17 protein-coding genes are annotated in these 17,097 nt (G+C 47.6%); 4 read left to right on the top strand and 13 right to left on the bottom strand.

Annotated features, from left to right (window positions below):
* Nucleotides 1-119: 119 nt before the first annotated feature.
* The 3 genes from H6995_14730 to rpsU all read right to left on the bottom strand — a co-directional run bounded on the left by H6995_14730 (nucleotide 120) and on the right by rpsU (nucleotide 2,809).
* Nucleotides 120-1,970, bottom strand: coding sequence for a DNA primase (locus H6995_14730; GenBank protein ID MCP5216254.1), 1,851 nt, complete (start codon nucleotides 1,968-1,970; stop codon nucleotides 120-122).
* Nucleotides 1,971-2,084: 114 nt separating this feature from the next.
* Nucleotides 2,085-2,531, bottom strand: coding sequence for a GatB/YqeY domain-containing protein (locus H6995_14725; GenBank protein MCP5216253.1), 447 nt, complete (start codon nucleotides 2,529-2,531; stop codon nucleotides 2,085-2,087).
* A gap of 62 nt (nucleotides 2,532-2,593) precedes the next feature.
* Nucleotides 2,594-2,809, bottom strand: a complete 216-nt coding sequence (gene rpsU, locus H6995_14720) for a 30S ribosomal protein S21 (GenBank protein ID MCP5216252.1) — start codon at nucleotides 2,807-2,809, stop codon at nucleotides 2,594-2,596.
* A 210-nt stretch (nucleotides 2,810-3,019) separates the two neighbouring features.
* Between rpsU and tsaD the strand changes: the two genes are divergently transcribed.
* Genes tsaD through folK form a run of 3 tightly spaced genes read left to right on the top strand, consistent with a single transcriptional unit; the run spans nucleotide 3,020 to nucleotide 4,963 of the window.
* Nucleotides 3,020-4,066: a tRNA (adenosine(37)-N6)-threonylcarbamoyltransferase complex transferase subunit TsaD gene (gene tsaD, locus H6995_14715; GenBank protein ID MCP5216251.1), complete on the top strand. Its 1,047-nt coding sequence runs from the start codon at nucleotides 3,020-3,022 to the stop codon at nucleotides 4,064-4,066.
* Between the two features lie 21 nt (nucleotides 4,067-4,087).
* A complete protein-coding gene (gene folB, locus H6995_14710; GenBank protein ID MCP5216250.1) occupies nucleotides 4,088-4,441 on the top strand; it encodes a dihydroneopterin aldolase in 354 nt (117 codons plus the stop codon).
* 6 nt (nucleotides 4,442-4,447) lie between these two features.
* The gene (gene folK / locus H6995_14705; GenBank protein MCP5216249.1) at nucleotides 4,448-4,963 is read left to right on the top strand and encodes a 2-amino-4-hydroxy-6-hydroxymethyldihydropteridine diphosphokinase; all 516 of its coding nucleotides are present in this window, start codon (nucleotides 4,448-4,450) and stop codon (nucleotides 4,961-4,963) included.
* A gap of 12 nt (nucleotides 4,964-4,975) precedes the next feature.
* Here folK and H6995_14700 read toward each other — a convergent pair whose 3' ends face one another.
* The 5 genes from H6995_14700 to H6995_14680 all read right to left on the bottom strand — a co-directional run bounded on the left by H6995_14700 (nucleotide 4,976) and on the right by H6995_14680 (nucleotide 12,330).
* A complete protein-coding gene (locus H6995_14700) occupies nucleotides 4,976-5,740 on the bottom strand; it encodes a pteridine reductase (GenBank protein MCP5216248.1) in 765 nt (254 codons plus the stop codon).
* Complete coding sequence (locus H6995_14695; GenBank protein MCP5216247.1) at nucleotides 5,718-6,959, bottom strand: multifunctional CCA addition/repair protein; 1,242 nt, start codon at nucleotides 6,957-6,959, stop codon at nucleotides 5,718-5,720. Before H6995_14695 ends, H6995_14700 begins: the two co-directional genes overlap by 23 nt.
* Nucleotides 6,960-7,271: 312 nt before the next feature.
* Nucleotides 7,272-8,987 (bottom strand): SpoVR family protein, encoded by a 1,716-nt coding sequence (locus H6995_14690; GenBank protein ID MCP5216246.1) that lies wholly within the window; start codon nucleotides 8,985-8,987, stop codon nucleotides 7,272-7,274.
* Nucleotides 8,984-10,258, bottom strand: coding sequence for a YeaH/YhbH family protein (locus H6995_14685; GenBank protein MCP5216245.1), 1,275 nt, complete (start codon nucleotides 10,256-10,258; stop codon nucleotides 8,984-8,986). The genes H6995_14690 and H6995_14685 overlap by 4 nt, the downstream gene beginning before the upstream one ends.
* Before the next feature lie 149 nt (nucleotides 10,259-10,407).
* Complete coding sequence (locus H6995_14680; GenBank protein MCP5216244.1) at nucleotides 10,408-12,330, bottom strand: PrkA family serine protein kinase; 1,923 nt, start codon at nucleotides 12,328-12,330, stop codon at nucleotides 10,408-10,410.
* Between the two features lie 448 nt (nucleotides 12,331-12,778).
* Between H6995_14680 and H6995_14675 the strand changes: the two genes are divergently transcribed.
* Nucleotides 12,779-13,639, top strand: a complete 861-nt coding sequence (locus tag H6995_14675) for an NAD-dependent protein deacetylase (protein ID MCP5216243.1) — start codon at nucleotides 12,779-12,781, stop codon at nucleotides 13,637-13,639.
* A 20-nt stretch (nucleotides 13,640-13,659) separates the two neighbouring features.
* On the opposite strand, the gene glpE is transcribed toward H6995_14675, so the two are convergent.
* From glpE to pdxA, 5 genes are read right to left on the bottom strand one after another with little or no spacing between them, the layout of a single operon-like run.
* A complete protein-coding gene (gene glpE, locus H6995_14670; GenBank protein MCP5216242.1) occupies nucleotides 13,660-13,983 on the bottom strand; it encodes a thiosulfate sulfurtransferase GlpE in 324 nt (107 codons plus the stop codon).
* A 13-nt stretch (nucleotides 13,984-13,996) separates the two neighbouring features.
* Nucleotides 13,997-14,824, bottom strand: a complete 828-nt coding sequence (locus H6995_14665) for a symmetrical bis(5'-nucleosyl)-tetraphosphatase (GenBank protein MCP5216241.1) — start codon at nucleotides 14,822-14,824, stop codon at nucleotides 13,997-13,999.
* Nucleotides 14,825-14,837: 13 nt separating this feature from the next.
* Nucleotides 14,838-15,227 carry a Co2+/Mg2+ efflux protein ApaG gene (apaG, locus tag H6995_14660; GenBank protein ID MCP5216240.1) on the bottom strand — a complete coding sequence of 130 codons (390 nt, stop codon included), beginning with the start codon at nucleotides 15,225-15,227 and terminating at the stop codon, nucleotides 14,838-14,840.
* A 56-nt stretch (nucleotides 15,228-15,283) separates the two neighbouring features.
* Complete coding sequence (gene rsmA / locus H6995_14655; protein MCP5216239.1) at nucleotides 15,284-16,078, bottom strand: 16S rRNA (adenine(1518)-N(6)/adenine(1519)-N(6))-dimethyltransferase RsmA; 795 nt, start codon at nucleotides 16,076-16,078, stop codon at nucleotides 15,284-15,286.
* A complete protein-coding gene (pdxA, locus tag H6995_14650; GenBank protein MCP5216238.1) occupies nucleotides 16,075-17,073 on the bottom strand; it encodes a 4-hydroxythreonine-4-phosphate dehydrogenase PdxA in 999 nt (332 codons plus the stop codon). The genes rsmA and pdxA overlap by 4 nt, the downstream gene beginning before the upstream one ends.
* Between the last annotated feature and the right edge of the window lie 24 nt (nucleotides 17,074-17,097).

The following is a 17,097-nucleotide window of genomic DNA, read 5'->3' as shown; positions in this document are numbered from 1 at the left end:
TTGACCTGCTGAGGACTCGACACAAAAGGGCCGAAAGTATAATGATTTCGAGGTTAGGATGCTAGTAAATTATGCGGCTTAATGTTAATAATTCAAGGGCTTGGGCTTTAATAAGTTATTTATTCCGATAAGTGGCTTTTTTTTGTCAAAAGCCGCCCTAAATCTTTTTTTTCTTGTTCTGATAGTGGCTCAGTTTTTGCTTTCTGTAATAGATAATCCAAAGCCTTTTCTTGGTGTTGGCTAGCGATAAGTTTAAGCGCGTCCAAAAACTCCACTTTTAAACGATCTTTATCTTTGACGGGTAGCTCGGTGGCTGCCAGTCGGGCGATTTCTTCTTGGTGAGCTTGCTGCTGTGAGCCTTGCCAATACCCAATAATTCCGCCGGGATTAAGTGATGGGTTTGCTCGTAATAGCTGGATGAGTTCGCGTAATAAATCAATACCAGGAGTATCAGTGGCCGTTAAATCAGGATAATCATCCAGGTGCTCAACAAATTGTGGGTGGTGTAAAAGTGAAAGAGTTACCCACTCAATGGGCGTTCTGACATTCCGTCGCGGTGGATTTTGCGTTCTTCGCATTTGCGGACGATTATTTTTCGACCTGGCGGAATGGGGTTGTTTGTCATCGACATAGCTGTCTATCGGCGGCGAGGGTTCATCCGGCGCAAATTCCAGTAATCGGTCTAATGATAGATTGCTAAGATTAGCGAGCTGATCCAGCATAAGTTGGCGCAGTACACCGTTAGGCATCGGTTGCAGTTTTTTTAACGCTAGCTTGCTGAATCGCGCTTTACCGTCCAGTGTGCCGATATCCGCCAGTTGGCGTAAAGAGTCGAAGAAAAATTCGGGTAGTGGTAGGGCGTTATCGATGCGTGCAAGAAAAGCGGCTTTGCCTTCTTTGCGTACGATGGAGTCAGGGTCTTCGCCTTCGGGTAAAAACATGAAGCGTATCTGTCGGCCATCTTCCATTACTGGTAGTGCATTATCCAGCGCACGTTCAGCTGCTTGCCGTCCTGCTTTATCGCCGTCAAAGCAAAAAACCACTTCTGACACCATACGAAAAAGTTTGGTTAAATGATCACGACTGGTAGCAGTGCCCAGAGTGGCGACGGTATTCAGGATATCGTGCTGTGCCAGCGCGACTACGTCCATATAGCCTTCGACTATGATGAGCTGGGTCAGACGGCTGTTAGTCTGACGCGCTTCATAGAGGCCGTAGAGTTCTCGGCCTTTGCTGAATACTGGGGATTCAGGGGAGTTCAGGTATTTGGGTTTATCGTCACCTAAGACGCGGCCGCCAAAGGCAATTGTGCGCCCACGATTATCACGAATCGGAAAGATAATACGATCACGAAAGCGATCATAGGTTTCCTTTTTGTCCGTATGTGAACGCTCATCTTTAACTATCAGCATGCCTGCTTGGATCAGCTGCTGTTCGTCATCCTCTGTTGCGCACAGCGTTTTGCCAAGATTATTCCAACCTGGTGGTGCATAGCCGATACCAAAAGTTTTAGCGATTTCGCCGCTGACACCTCGGTTTTTAAGGTAGTCGATGGCGCGGTTGCGTTGCGGATGCTCTCGTAATTGTTGTTGATAATAAGCCTGCGCCCTCTGCAATTGCTGAAACAGGGAGTTTTGTTTTTTCTGTATATCTGGGTTTATCGGACTGGCATTCTGGGGTACTTCTAGCCCGGCTTTCTTGGCTAACTCTTCTACAGCAGGGCGGAATTCGAGACGGTCAAATTCCATCAGAAAGCCAATCGCATTGCCGCCAGCGCCGCAGCCAAAACAGTAGTAGAACTGTTTGTCCGGGCTGACGCTAAAGGAGGGTGTTTTTTCCTGGTGAAAAGGGCACAGGCCCGTGTAATTACGACCGCTTTTGCGCAAACCAATACGTGCGTCAACCAGTTCGACAATGTCGGTACGGTCGAGCAGGTCATCAATAAAATTTTGAGGAATGCGGCTAGCCATTGCAGCCTATTATCGCCGTAAGTATTTTATAAGGGAATCTTTGTATCGCACACCAAACAAGTTACAGCCAAGTTGTTAGAAGTGCTTTTGGAGCTTACCTATTTTAAAGGGTCTTTAGCCAAAACGATTTTTTATCAGCTGGCTGACTTGGCCCATATCGGCTTTGCCCTGTAGCTGTGGTTTGAGCACTGCCATCAGTGCGCCCATATCTTTAATAGAGCTTGCGCCAGTGCTGGCAATCGCTTGGTCGATAAGCTGGGTTATTTCCGCCTGGCTCAGCGCTGCGGGCATAAATTCCTGAATCACTTTGATTTCGGCAATTTCGATGTCCGCCAGATCCTGACGTTGCGCTTTTTCAAATTGCTGAATAGAGTCGCGGCGTTGTTTCAACATTTTATCAAGCACCGCAAGAATACGAGCCTCGTCCAGCTCGATACGCTCGTCAACTTCGATGCGCTTAAATTCTGACAGCATTAATCGAATAGCGCCAAGCCGCTCCTTATCTTTTGCACGCATGGCGACTTTCATTGCCTCGGTAATGCGTTGTTTCAATTCAGACATGGTGCAACCTGGCTTTAGGGGGATGCTGATAGAGCTGGTGCTAATAACTGTTTCTATACTAACTAGTACAGGCGTTCCATGCGACGGTTCTCGCGCTGCACTTTTTTCGCGTGACGCTTAACTGCTGCTGCGGCTTTGCGTTTACGTATCCAGGTGGGTTTTTCATAAAACTCACGGCGACGGACTTCAGCCAATACGCCAGCCTTTTCGCAAGAGCGTTTAAAACGACGTAATGCGATATCAAAGGGTTCATTCTCTTTCATTTTTACTGAAGGCATTAATCTTACCTATTTTTAAGCTTTTGTGTTCCAATTAGCGGGTCAATTTGGTAAAACCCCGCACCTAATAAGTTCCCATACCTGCATACCTAGGGGCGCGCATTCTAATCCCAAATGCAAGGAATTGCAAAATTTTAGCAGTCAATGTGCAGGTTTTCTTTGAATTGTTGGCACTTAACTGAGAGTTGCTTTAAGTAAGGTTGTTTTGGAATGAAAGTATTGGGTATCGAAACATCCTGCGATGAGACAGGTATTGCGCTCTATGACAGTGAGCTGGGTCTGTTAGGAGAGGCGCTTTATAGCCAAGTGGATTTGCATTTGGAATACGGTGGCGTGGTTCCCGAGTTGGCTTCGCGCGATCATGTGCGCCGAGTAATTCCACTGATTAAAGACGTATTGCAGCAAGCAAATTGTAGTGCTGATGAGGTCGATGGCATTGCCTATACTGCTGGCCCTGGGCTGATCGGTGCACTAATGGTTGGAGCATCAGTGGCGAAATCCTTGGCGTTTGCTTGGCAAGTGCCGGCATTGGGCGTGCATCACATGGAAGGACACATGCTAGCGCCGATGCTGGAAAGCACGCCACCTAATTTTCCCTTTGTGGCACTGTTGGTCTCCGGCGGGCACACGCAATTGATTGATGTACAGGGTATCGGATGCTATCGATTATTGGGTGAGTCGGTTGACGATGCCGCCGGAGAAGCTTTTGATAAAGCTGCGAAAATGCTTGGTTTAGATTATCCAGGTGGGCCAGCGATAGCAGCCCTGGCAGAAAAAGGTACACCCGGAAGATTTGTCTTTCCGCGACCGATGGTGGATCGCCCCGGTTTGGATTTTAGCTTTAGCGGGCTAAAAACTTACACCAGAAACTGTATTGCCGAACAGTGCCGGGAAGTAGCTTTAAATGAGCAGCTCAGGGCTGATATAGCGTTAGCCTTTGAGACGGCCGTGGTGGAAACCTTAGTCATCAAATGCAAGCGAGCGTTAGAACATGCCCGTCATGACACACTGGTGATCGCTGGCGGCGTCAGTGCTAACCGCCGATTACGGGAGGGCTTGCATGAAATGCTTGAGAAAAACCCTGGGAAAAAACTGTATTATGCGCGCCCGGAATTTTGCACAGATAATGGTGCGATGATTGCCTTTGCGGGTTGCCAGCGGCTTTTAGCTGGACAGCGTGAGAGTCTGGAAATTGTTTGCCGTCCGCGCTGGCCATTGGAAGAGTTGGAAGCTATTGAAAATCAGATGATTCGTTGACTAATTAAGAGCAGGAAATCTATGGATATTGTCTACATCCGTGAGTTGGAAGTTGAGACTTTGATAGGAATCTATGACTGGGAACGGGAAGTAAAACAGGTTGTAAACCTCGATTTGGAGATGGCGACTGATATTCAGCAGGCTGCGAAAAGCGATGATATTAAAGACACCCTGGACTACAAGGCAGTTTCCAAACGGCTGATTAGCTTCATTAGTGGGAGCGAGTTTCTGTTAGTTGAGGCGATGGCCGAGCAGGTGGCAAAGATCGTGTTGGAGGAATTTAACGTGCCTTGGTTGCGCTTACGGCTGAGTAAGCCAGGTGCTGTCAGGGGCGCGCGCGATGTTGGAATCATTATTGAGCGACAAAAAAAGTGAGTTGTTATGCCTAAAGTATTTCTTGGCATTGGCAGCAACGTACAGCGTCACCAACACATCTGTTGTGCGTTAGACATGTTGACCGAGTCGCTGGGAAAGCTGAGTATTTCCTCGGTTTATGAGAGCGCAGCAGTCGGTTTTAAGGGCGATGATTTTTATAATTTGGTGGTGGGAGTAGAAACTCCACTACCTTTGAATCAATTAATTCAATTGATTAAACAGGTCGAAGATCAGAATGGGCGCGATCGTAGTGGACCAAAATTCAGCGCTCGAACTCTGGATATCGATGTGTTGACCTATGGGGATTGCGTCGGTGTATATGAGGGCGTTTTATTGCCACGCAAAGAGGTTGTGGAGCAGGCACATGTGCTGTTGCCACTCACTGAAATAGCCGCCGATCAGGTGTTACCGGGTAGTGGCAAACGCTGTATCGATTTATGGCGTGACTATGACAAAGCACGTCAAGCACTTTGGAAAGTCGATTTCGTTTGGCGTGACCAGTTGATTTCTCAGGCGCAATAAAAGGGCGCAAGGCTATGGATTGAGTGTCCTGCCACCGTCGACGTTGATGATCTGTCCGGTGATATAGGGTGCCTGGTTAATCAGAAATAACGCTGCTTGACAGATATCTTGCGGATTCCCCATTTTTTTCAGAGCGACACGGTTCAGGACTCTCTCCTTCTCGGTAGTGTTGATATCTACCGCCTGCCCCGGCCACAGTATCGCACCGGGAGCAATACCATTGACCCTTACCTCGGGGCCTAATTCAATAGCTAAACTTTTGGTCAACATTGTCATGCCTGCTTTGCTAATGCTGTAGATAGGATGGCCTTTTAGCGGTCTTTCGGCGTAAATATCGACAAGGTTCAGGATACAGCCAAGGCGATGCTTAAGTGTCTCCGCGAGAGCCTGGCTTAAGAATAGCGGTGCTCGCAAATTGATATTGATCAGGTCATCCCAGTTATTTGCGGTGAGGCTGCCTACTTCGGAGGGATAAAAACGTGCCGCATTGTTAATCAAGACATCGATATGTCCCCAGACAGAAATAGCTTCCTTAGCGAGCTGTTCAACGGCTAAAAAATCAGATAAATCGGCGCTGAGGCAATGAGCAGAATCGGGCCGAAGTGTTTCCAGCTCTGCTTGTAGAGATTTGGCATCTGTATCCGAGGTGTCGTAATGAATTAAAATGCTGAACCCTTCTTGATGTAATGCGCGAGCGAGCGCCGCGCCAATACGTTTAGCGGCGCCAGTCACCAGGGCGACTTTTGCGGTAGCATTAGTGCTCATCTTTTTTTCCATAATTTTTACGGTAGGTGTCAATCAAGTTTACGCGTTGCTGTCGTAATTTTTCGCCTAATTCGCTTCCCTTGAAGCCTTGATCGAGCAGAGCTTTGGTATCAACTTGGCTGATCAGTTCGAGTATCTGCTGCAAGTATTTAGCCTGTGGATAGGCATTGTCCTCGAACCCTAAGCGGCCTTTGGCATCGGCCTCGCAGGCTAAGAGGAATTGTTGAAATCGGTCAGGGCGTCGCAGTGCATCGATGGCTTCTAACAGCGCCATAATTTTAACCGGGCGTATTTCTAAAGCTCGATGGCAATGGGTGTGATAAAGCGCGACCTGCTTGGCGAGATCGGTGTATTGCCTGGGTGCCTTCATGCGCTCGCCAATTGTTTCAATTAGGGCGCTGCCTTTTTTTTCGTGGCCGATATGGGATGGCCATTGATTCGGTGAGGTTAAGCCTTTACCAAGATCGTGCAGCAATACGGCGTAGCGTACTGGTGTTGGGGCGGCAAGTTTGACGCACTGCCGTAACGCCATCAGGACATGCTCGCCGGTATCGATTTCAGGATGGTATTTTTTCGTTTGTGGAATACCAAAGAGACAATCAAGCTCTGGTAATATGGCCTTTAAGGCGCCACAGCGTCGCAATACGCGAATAAACTCATCGGGTGACTGCTCGCTCAACGCGTTATCAATCTCACGCCACAGGCGTTCGGGGGCTATGTGAGCGATTTCGCCGGAGGCAACAATCTGTTGCATTAGTGTCAGAGTTTCTTCGGCAATATTAAAGCCAAGGTGATGGTAGCGAGCGGCGAAACGTGCGACGCGCAACACGCGCAAAGGATCCTCAGCAAAAGCTGGGGATACATGGCGCAAGACTCTATCCGTTAAATCCTGCTGACCATGATAAGGGTCGATGAGCTGGCCATCCTGGGTTTCAGCAATCGCATTAATGCTCAGATCTCGGCGTGCGAGGTCTTGCTCTAAGGTAACCGCTGTGCTGCTATCGCAAGTGAAGCCTTTGTAGCCTTTGCCGGTTTTGCGTTCGGTGCGAGCTAAGGCGTATTCTTCCTGGGTTTTCGGATGTAAAAAGACCGGGAAGTCTTTGCCAACCTGACGATATCCAAGTGCTAACATTTGTTCAGGTGTCGCGCCCACCACGACCCAGTCCTGCTCGTGGAAAGGGTATCCCAGCAATTTGTCGCGTACGGCACCACCGACTAAATAAATATCCATGTTAGGCTCTGTTTGCACGCATCTGTATAATTTTTCGATAGTTTTCGGTAAGAATAGGCTTGCTCATTCTAAACTACTTAAGCCATTTTTATAATCGCTGATGGTCGGTTATAGCGTTGCAATGATCATTTCGCCGTATCCAGGGAGTATTTTAAATCAGTGAAGATGTATTGTCGGCTTACGCCGCTCGCCAGCTACGTTCTGTAACATACTAGAATAAAGGGGGAACCCTGCGGAACCTCGGTGGATGTGGACGATTTGGTATGATTGAGCTGGATAGGTTAATTGGTCGTAGGCACTAGTGGCGCCTCGTTATTCATCTAAATTATCATCCTCGTTTTCCTCAAAACCTGCTTTTAAGGATTCATCGTTACAGACGAACTTGGCAGTTACTTTGCCATCGCTGATGGATTCGAGGTGAACATCAAAGCCCCAAAGACGATGGAAATGTTTCAGTACTTCCGCGGCGTCTTCCCTGTCCAAGGGTATCCGGTCCTGCTGACGGTGATGTAGCGTAATTGAGCGATCACCACGCAAATTAACCGAATAAATTTGGATGTTTGGTTCTTGCGCGCTGAGATTATAGTGGTGCGCTAATTGTTCACGAATTTTTTTATAACCAAGATCATCGTGAATGGCGGTAATTTCAATCTCATTATTTTGGTCATCGTCGAGAAGACAAAACAGTTTTAGGTCGCGAATAACCTTGGGCGACAAGAACTGCAGGATAAAACTCTCGTCTTTATAGTTTTGCATGGCGTGGTGCACGGTATCCAACCAATCCGTACCGGCAAAATCGGGGAAAAACTCCTTGTCCTCCTGAGTTGGGTTTTCACATATTCGGCGAATATCACAAAACATGGCGAAACCGAGGGTATAGGGGTTGATGCCGCTAAAATAAGGTGAATCAAAATCCGGCTGGTAGATCACATTCGTATGTGATTGCAAAAATTCGAAGATGAACCCTTCGCTCACTTTGCCTTCGTCATAGAGGGTGTTGAGCAGAGTATAATGCCAAAAGGTGGCCCAGCCTTCGTTCATGACTTTGGTTTGTCGCTGAGGGTAAAAGTACTGCGCAATCTTACGTACAATTCTTACCACCTCCCGCTCCCAAGATTCCAGCAGTGGCGCGTTCTTTTCAATAAAATAGAGCATGTTCTCCTGTGGTTCGGAGGGAAAGCGAAAGGTTGTTTCCTGCTCGGATTGCTCTTTCTTGGGAATGGTGCGCCATAGGTCGTTCACTTGATGCTGCAAGTATTCTTCGCGCTCCGTTTGGCGCTGTTGTTCTTTTTCCGCTGAAATGGGTGTTGGCCGACGATAACGGTCGACACCGTAATTCATAAGGGCATGGCAGGAGTCGAGTAGGCCCTCTACGGCTTCAATGCCATACCTCTCCTCGCAGGAGGCGATATAGTTTTTGGCGAAGAGTAGATAGTTAACGATAGCGCTGGCATCGGTCCAGGTTTTGAAAAGGTAGTTGCCCTTAAAAAAGGAGTTATGACCGAAGCATGCGTGAGCGATCACCAGTGCTTGTAAGGTGAGGGTATTTTCCTCCATCAGGTAGGAGATGCAGGGGTTTGAGTTAATGACCAATTCATAGGCCAGTCCCATGTGGCCGCGACGGTAGCCTTGTTCTGTTGAGAGAAACTGTTTTCCGAACGACCAGTGATGATAGCCCACCGGCATACCGGTAGAAGAATAGGCATCCATCATTTGCTCAGCACTGATAACTTCTATTTGATTTGGATAAGTGTCGAGACGATAACGTTTTGCCACCCGTGCGATTTCAGCCTCATAAGCTTCTAAGTGAGCGAAGGTCCATTCTGAGCCTTCGGCGATCAAGTTGGGTTCTTTAGCGCTGCTACGAGTGCTGCCTGGCAAGTTGTCTTTAGACAAAGCCGGGTTTTGAGGTGATGGTTGTTCCGAAGCTGGTGTCTCCTGAGACACTATTTCAGGTTCTAAACCATCTGAGATAGGTGTTGAATTTTCTCCCTGTGAGCTGTGTTTACCTTTTTTATGGTCGCTCATTTGGTTTTCCTTTCAAATAAATCGTGGAATACCGGATAAATGTCATCCAGGCCTACGATTTGCTGCATGGCGAATTGATGAGGATATTTTTCCGCAATGTCTTCATAGGCGAACCAAAGCGCCTGATGATCGCGCGGCGTTATTTCTACGTAGGTGTAATACTGGACTTTGGGCAATAGTTTCGTTATCAGTAGGTCGTGACAGAGTGGCGAATCATCCGCCCAATTATCACCATCTGAAGCCTGTGCTGCGTAAATGTTCCAGTCATTTGCCGGATAGCGTTCGGCGATAATCTCATTCATCATTTTTAAGGCGCTAGATACAATAGTGCCCCCGGTTTCGCGGGAATAGAAAAACTCGTCTTCATCAACTTCACTGGCACTGGTGTGGTGGCGAATAAACACCACTTCTATTTTCTGATAATTGCGTTTGAGAAATAGGTATAGCAGGATAAAAAAACGTTTTGCCATATCCTTGATGTCTTGCGTCATGGAACCGGACACATCCATCAGACAAAACATTACGGCGCTTGTCGTCGGTGTGGGTTGTTCGATGACATTGTTATATTTCAGGTCAAAGTCATCGAGAAAAGGTATCTGGTTCAGGCGGCGATGGAGCCGATCAAGCGTCAGCTTTATTTCACGAATTCTTTCCTGACCATCGGCGTCATTTTTTTCTTCCAGTGCTTTCAACTCAGTTTCCAGGTCGCGGATTTGTTTTTTGGTTGAGCCGCCGAGAGCAATACGCCGCGCGTGTGCACTGCGCAATGACTGCAATACATTCAATCGGGCCGGAATACCCTGGCGCGTGTAGCCACCCTTTACCAGCTTGTATGAGTCAGTGTCTTTGAGTTGTTTTTTGATCAGATTTGGCAATTCCAGGTCTTCAAACATGAAGTCCAAAAATTCTGCTTGAGTGAGCTCAAACACGAATTCATCTTCACCCTCACCGGAATCACTGGCTTCGCCACTACCTCCCCCTGAGCCTCCGCCCTTTGGTCGTTTAATTCTATCGCCGGTAACAAATTCTTTGTTGCCAGGGAAAATCCGGGTCTGGCGACCGCCGCGACCATGATGAAAGGTCGGCTCTGAAACATCTCTTTTGGGTATGCTGATTTCCTCACCACGTTCAATATCGGTGATGCTGCGTTTTTTTATCGCATCGGAAACCGCTTCTTTAATATGTTTGCGGTAGCGGCGCAAGAAGCGTTGCCGGTTGACAGCGCTTTTATGCTTGCCGTTAAGTCTGCGGTCGATGATCAGAAAAGCCATGACAACTATTCCATTCGCCCCGGTTAAGCAGAATCTGGCATAGTTAGAAGAGTGGGGTGCTCTTCCGCGACCCGATTCTATCTGTCTAGCCAGCGCTTAAATGATTTTCATCTAGGCAGCTTGATCAAGTGCTGGCCGTGGTTGTGTCTCTAACGTGACTTGCGTACTCTCAAATACCACTCAGAGAGTAAGCGCACCTGCTTCTCGGTATAGCCGCGCTCAGTTAATCGGTTGACAAAATCTTGATGCTTCTTCTGATCCTCAGTGGAAGATTTTGCATTGAAGGAAATGACGGGTAGTAAATCTTCAGTACTGGAGAACATATTTTTCTCGATCACTAGGCGCAACTTCTCATAGCTGTTCCAGGCTGGATTTTTACCATGATTGGAAGCTCGTGCACGCAGTACAAAATTAACCACTTCATGGCGGAAATCCTTAGGATTGCTAATACCAGCCGGTTTTTCAATTTTCTCAAGTTCATCATTCAGAGAGGCATGGTCGAGAATCTCACCGGTTTCAGGATTTCTGAACTCCTGATCCTGTATCCATAAATCGGCGTAAGTAATGTACCGGTCGAAAATATTTTGACCGTACTGTGAGTATGATTCCAGGTAAGCGGTCTGGATTTCCTTGCCGATAAATTCAATGTAACGTGGTGCAATAAACTCTTTCAGGAAGTTCAGGTAACGGTCACGTGTTTCCGTTGGAAACTGTTCCTGCTCAATTTGTTTTTCCAATACGTACATCAGGTGTACCGGATTGGCTGCTATTTCCGATGCGTCGAAGTTAAAGACTTTGGAGAGAATTTTGAAGGCGAATCGAGTAGAAAGGCCGTTCATGCCTTCATCGACTCCTGCCGTGTCCTTATAGTCCTGAATAGATTTCGCCTTTGGGTCGATATCCTTTAAGTTTTCACCATCGTAGACTCGCATCTTGGAGTAGATGCTGGAATTTTCTGGCTCCTTCAAGCGCGATAAGACGGTGAACTGGGCTAGCATGCGTAATGTATCCGGCGCGCAAGGGGCTTCGCTGAGAGAGCTGTTGGCTAAAAGTTTCTCATAGATATTGACCTCTTCGCTGACCTGTAGGCAATAGGGGACTTTGACGATGTAAACGCGGTCGATAAAGGCCTCATTATTTTTATTGTTTTTGAAGCTCTGCCATTCTGCTTCATTGGAGTGTGCCAGAATAATGCCGTCAAAGGGAATCGAGCCAATGGCCTCGGTGCCGTTATAGTTACCTTCCTGGGAGGCTGTCAGTAATGGATGCAGAACCTTAATGGGTGCCTTAAACATTTCTACAAATTCCATAATGCCTTGGTTGGATTTGCAAAGCCCGCCGGAAAAACTATAGGCATCTGGATCGTTTTGCTCGAACTCTTCCAATTTACGGATATCGACTTTACCTACTAATGATGAGATATCCTGGTTGTTCTCATCGCCGGGTTCAGTTTTTGAAATGGCAGTCTGGTGTAAGACGGAAGGGTGCTGTTTGATCACTCTAAATTGGCTGATATCGCCGTTAAATTCTTTGAGACGTTTTGCCGCCCAGGGAGACATGATGGTTCTGACATAGCGAATCGGAATCCCATATTCTTCTTCGAGTATTTTGGCGTCTTCTTCTGGTTTGAAGAGTGCCAAGGGCGATTCGTTAATAGGAGATCCCTTGAGTGAATAAAAGGGTACTTTCTCCATGAGTTCTTTCAGTTTTTCCGCCAAGGATGATTTCCCGCCACCAACCGGGCCAAGTAAGTAGAGAATCTGCTTCTTCTCTTCCAAACCCTGCGCAGCATGCTTAAAGAAGGAAACGATTTGTTCGATGCACTCCTCCATGCCGAAGAAGTCGCCGAATTGTGGATAACGTTTAATCACCTTATTGGAGAAGATGCGGCTTAGGCGAGGATCTTGTGAGGTATTAATTAATTCCGGTTCGCCGATGGCAAGTAACAATCTTTCTGCGGCGCTAGAGTATGCAGAAGGGTCGTTCTTGCATATCTCAAGGTATTCTTGCAAGCTAAATTCTTCTTGCTTGGAATCTTCGTAGCGGGTTTGGTAGTGGCTGAAAATACTCATGGTATCCTCCTGGAATTTACCTGTGCCTAATGACGACAGCTATCGCAGTAAATTACCCAAACGAATTCAGTTATGGATAAGTGTTAACGTCAATCTGTAGCTATAAGTATAAGTCAAAAATTTTGAGCTGCCCGTTATTCAATAAAAATATGCGAGAGCTAAGCAACACATTAGAGGATGGCGATAAGATGAAGTTCATATTTACTGACAGCATTGATAGAACAATTTTGTTATGTCTTGCGGAAAAAAGAATTGGCTAGAGCCTGCGTAATTTCGTTGGTTATAGTGAGCACTTACGGTCACTCTAGTGGGGCATAAGATGCTATGAGAGGAAAGCCAGCATCACGTGGATTAAAAGACAGGCCTGCGCGATGCGGAATATCTATCGGTAAGCTGTTTTATTGTAGGGAAGCTAAATAAAGCTATCTACTTGATGAATTAAAAATTGATGAATAAAAAAATATTTTCCCAGCAAGAAAAAACAGACCTCAAGGGCCTTATTCGAGCCATTCTGGAGCACCCTAAGCTGTTTATAATTTCTGGCGCTGGGATTAGTACGGACTCTGGCATACCCGATTATCGTGATCGCGATGCAGCATGGAAGCGTAACCCGCCGGTCATGCATCAAGCATTTATCGAGTCGGAGTCAGTACGCAAGCGTTATTGGGCTCGAAGCCTGTTGGGTTGGCGGTTTTTTCAAAAAGCGAAGCCGAACGCGAGTCATATGGCACTCTATGAACTGGAGGTGGCGGGGTATGTCCAGCAGCTGGTGACACAGAACGTAGACGGTTTGCATCAGCAAGCAGGTAGCACTCGGGTGATTGACCTGCACGGACGGATTGACACAGTTTGTTGTTTGGGCTGTGGCAATGATACACCTCGAACTGAATTACAGATTCGCTTAGAGCAGGAAAACCCAAGCTATACAGCGTTAGCGGCAGCTATTGCCCCAGATGGAGATGCTGACTTGAACGAATCTGATTTTAAGGATTTCATGATTCCCTGCTGTGATCTTTGTGGCGGCGTCTATATGCCCAAGGTGGTTTTCTACGGTGGCTCTGTACCGAAGGAACGTATTGATCTGGCCTACTCTCATTTGCATCAATCCGATGCTCTGCTTGTGCTAGGCTCTTCACTCATGGTTTATTCAGCCTATCAGTTTTGTCGTTACGCAACCCAAAAGCAGATGCCTGTTTTGGCGATTAATCAGGGCAAGACCCGCCACGATGGAAATTTCGACATTAAATTGGATGGCGATTGCAGCAGTGCCTTGGTGCAAATGGTAAGCGCGCTCGCTTCGTCAAAATAAATAGCCCTATTTCCGTGCTCCTATTGCCCCTGTGTGCAATCCTGCGGATAGAGCGTGCGCCAGTGCTCAAAACCACCATCTAAGCTATACACTTCCTGGAAAGATTGTTCGACAAAGAATTGAGCGGCGCTTTGACTGGAATTGCCATGATAGCAACAAACGATGAGGGGTTTGCTCTTGTCCGCTTTTGCTATGAACTCTGCAATGCAGTGGTTATCGATATGCTGGGCGGCGACAATATGACCGAGCTGGAAGCTTTGCTCGTCGCGAATATCAATAAGGTTTGTATCTGCTTTCGCTAAGAGTGTTTTCGCTTTTTCTGCAGAAATACGGGAGAAATTCATAATGCGATACCTCTTATTTGTCTGTTAGCCTGGGTGGACAGTCACAATTGAATATCCGATGGTCTTCCAGTCTCATCATGGTGAGTTTACGCCCCCAGACGCAGCCGGTATCCAAGGCAAAAACCCGGTCTTCATTGCTTTCCCCTTCAAGGGCTGCCCAGTGTCCAAATAGAATATTGAGATGCCGTGTTTGTCTATTTTTATGTGCGAACCAAGGACCAAAGCCAGCGGGAGCATGTTCGATGCCTTGATGATGTGTCAGCTCCAGTTCGCCCCGCTCACTGCACAAGCGCATTCGGGTAAAGTAGTTGGTAATCAATCGTAAACGTGCCCAGCCGGTTAGTGTATCATCCCAAATATTGGGCTGATCTCCATACATTTGGCAGAGGAATTCTTTGTAGTCTGGGCCTTTGAGCGTCGCTTCCACTTCCTGCGCCAGAGATAATGCCTGTTCAATGCTCCATTGCGGCGCTAGCCCTGCATGCACAAGCACATATTGGCGCACTGGGTCGTAAAAGAGTAAAGGTTGTTGCCGTAGCCAGGTTAATAACTCATTACGATCCGGGGCGGCCAGGATATCGTTGATAGAGTCTTTTGGATGGGGCCGCCTGATGTCTTCTGCAATGGCGAGTAAATGCAGATCGTGGTTGCCGAGGACAATTTTGGTGTGCTCGCCTAGGCTTTTTAAAAAACGTAGCGTTTCAAGCGAATTAGGTCCGCGGTTAACTAAGTCGCCAGCTACCCAAAGTGTGTCCTTGGAACGGTCAAAATTAACTCTGTCCAACAGACACATGAGAGAATCATAGCAACCTTGAATGTCGCCGATTGCATAAGTGGCCATTTAGAGTCCCCAATTAGTGTAAGGCATGGGGCCTGGCTAAAGTGAAGGCATCGATCGGTGCATCAAATAACTGGCCATCTTCGCTCAACATCTGATAGGAGCCCTGCATATGCCCCACCGAGGTGTTGAGCACTACTCCGCTGGTATAAACATAGCTGGCGCCGGGTTCGATAATGGGTTGCTCTCCTACAACGCCCTCGCCTTTAACCTCCTGTACCTCGTTGTTGGCATCAGTAATGATCCAATGTCGGCTGAGCAGTTGTGCAGTTAAGGTGCCGATATTACTGATGTTAATGGTATAGGAAAACACGAATTGGTTATCCTCGGGGTGAGACTGTTCATCAATGTATTGGGTCGCAACATCAATCAATATCTGATAGCGATCATCATCCGTTAAATTCATAAAGCCTTGTTGCCTTTTCGTACTTGCCGTCAGTGTCATTGGCGGCGTGGGAATTGTTACAGGGTTAAAGTATCGCTGATTGCGACGAAGTTTTGTAGCGTTAGATTTTCGGCGCGTATGCTCGGGTCAATGTTTAATGCTTCCAATTGAGCATCAGTAATCATACTTTTGAGGTTATTTCGCAGTGTTTTGCGGCGTTGAGCAAAAGCGCTGCGGACGACTTTTTCAAATACTTCTATGTCTCGTGCGGGAATCGGTGGCTTCATATAAGGGGTGAGCTTCACTACGGCGGATTCTACTTTTGGGCGTGGGTTAAAGGCCGTGGGGGGAACGTCGAGCAGCGACTCTACCCGGCAATGGTATTGCACCATGATGCCAAGTCGACCGTAGTCTTTACAACCGGGTTGCGCGGCCAGCCGCTCCACCACTTCTTTCTGCAACATAAAGTGCATATCCTGAATACTGCTCGCACAGCTGATGAGGTGGAAGATAAGGGGTGTGGAAATGTTGTATGGCAGGTTACCGACGATGCGCAATTTTTGCTCAGCCTGGGCGAGGGAAGGAAAATCAAACTTGAGTGCGTCCGCTTGGTGAATCCTGAGGTGGGGATAATTAAAAAACTTAGTGCGCAACACAGGAATAAGATCGCGGTCAAGTTCGACCACCGCTAAATGGCCTCCGGTTGTTTCCAGCAACAGTTCCGTTAATGCGCCGAGTCCTGGGCCGATTTCAACCAGCGCCTGTTGTGGCTTAGGGTTAATAATCCGAATAATGGCGCGAATGATATTGGCATCTTCGAGAAAATTTTGTCCGAAGCGCTTGCGTGCTTGATGTCCAGCTGGTCTGCTCATAGCTGGGTGTGCTGTTGGGCGGTTACCATTTGCACGGCATATTCGATGGCTACTTTAAGGCTACTCTCATTGGCACTACCGACACCGGCTAAATCCAAAGCGGTGCCGTGGTCAACGGAGGTGCGGATAATGGGTAAACCTAAAGTGATGTTGACTGCATTGCCAAAACCCCGGTATTTAAGTACCGGTAGGCCTTGGTCGTGGTACATCGCGAGCACCGCATCAGCCTCTTCCAAATACTTGGGGGTAAAGAGTGTATCAGCAGGCAGCGGCCCAACCAGGTCCATGCCTTGCTGGCGCAGGCGATTAAGCGTGGGGGTTATAATATCAATTTCTTCGCGGCCCAGATGACCGCCTTCTCCGGCATGAGGATTAAGGCCACAGACCAGAATTCTGGGTTGTGCTAGGCCGAATTTATGCTGCAAATCCTGCTGTATAATACTGATCACTTCATTCAACAGCACTTCGGTAATCGCTTGTGGCACTTGCGCTAATGGTAAGTGCGTGGTGGCGAGGCAAACACGTAATCCCTCGGTTGCCAGCATCATCACCACACGTGGGGTGTTCGTCAGCTCAGCCAGAAACTCAGTGTGGCCGCTAAAAGTGTGGCCCGCATCATTAATGATGCCCTTATGTACAGGCGCGGTAACCATCGCATTAAATTGCTTTGTTTGACAACCTTTGGCGGCTAGGCGGAGTGTTTCTAGTACATAGGTAGCGTTACGGGAATCTAAGGAGCCGGGAGTACATGGGGTATTGAGCATAACCGGCTGGCAGTAAAGTTCGCCCGCCGCTAACGGGCTAGCACTTTGATCCTTTTCAAAAGGAAATAGTTTGAGAGGCAGGTTTAAGCGTGAGGCGCGTTCGCGTAGCATGTCGGGGTCGGCGATAACGACCAGCGCAGCAATTTGCCGCTGCTGGGCGATTTTAATACAGATATCCGGGCCTATCCCTGCCGGTTCGCCCGCGGTGATTGCTATTATTGGACTTTTCATGTTCAGAGGTTTTTTCTTGTACCG

Source organism: Pseudomonadales bacterium, from assembly GCA_024234615.1.
Classification (GTDB): Bacteria; Pseudomonadota; Gammaproteobacteria; order Pseudomonadales; family IMCC2047; genus JAJFKB01.
This window is presented reverse-complemented; position numbering and strand designations above follow the sequence as displayed.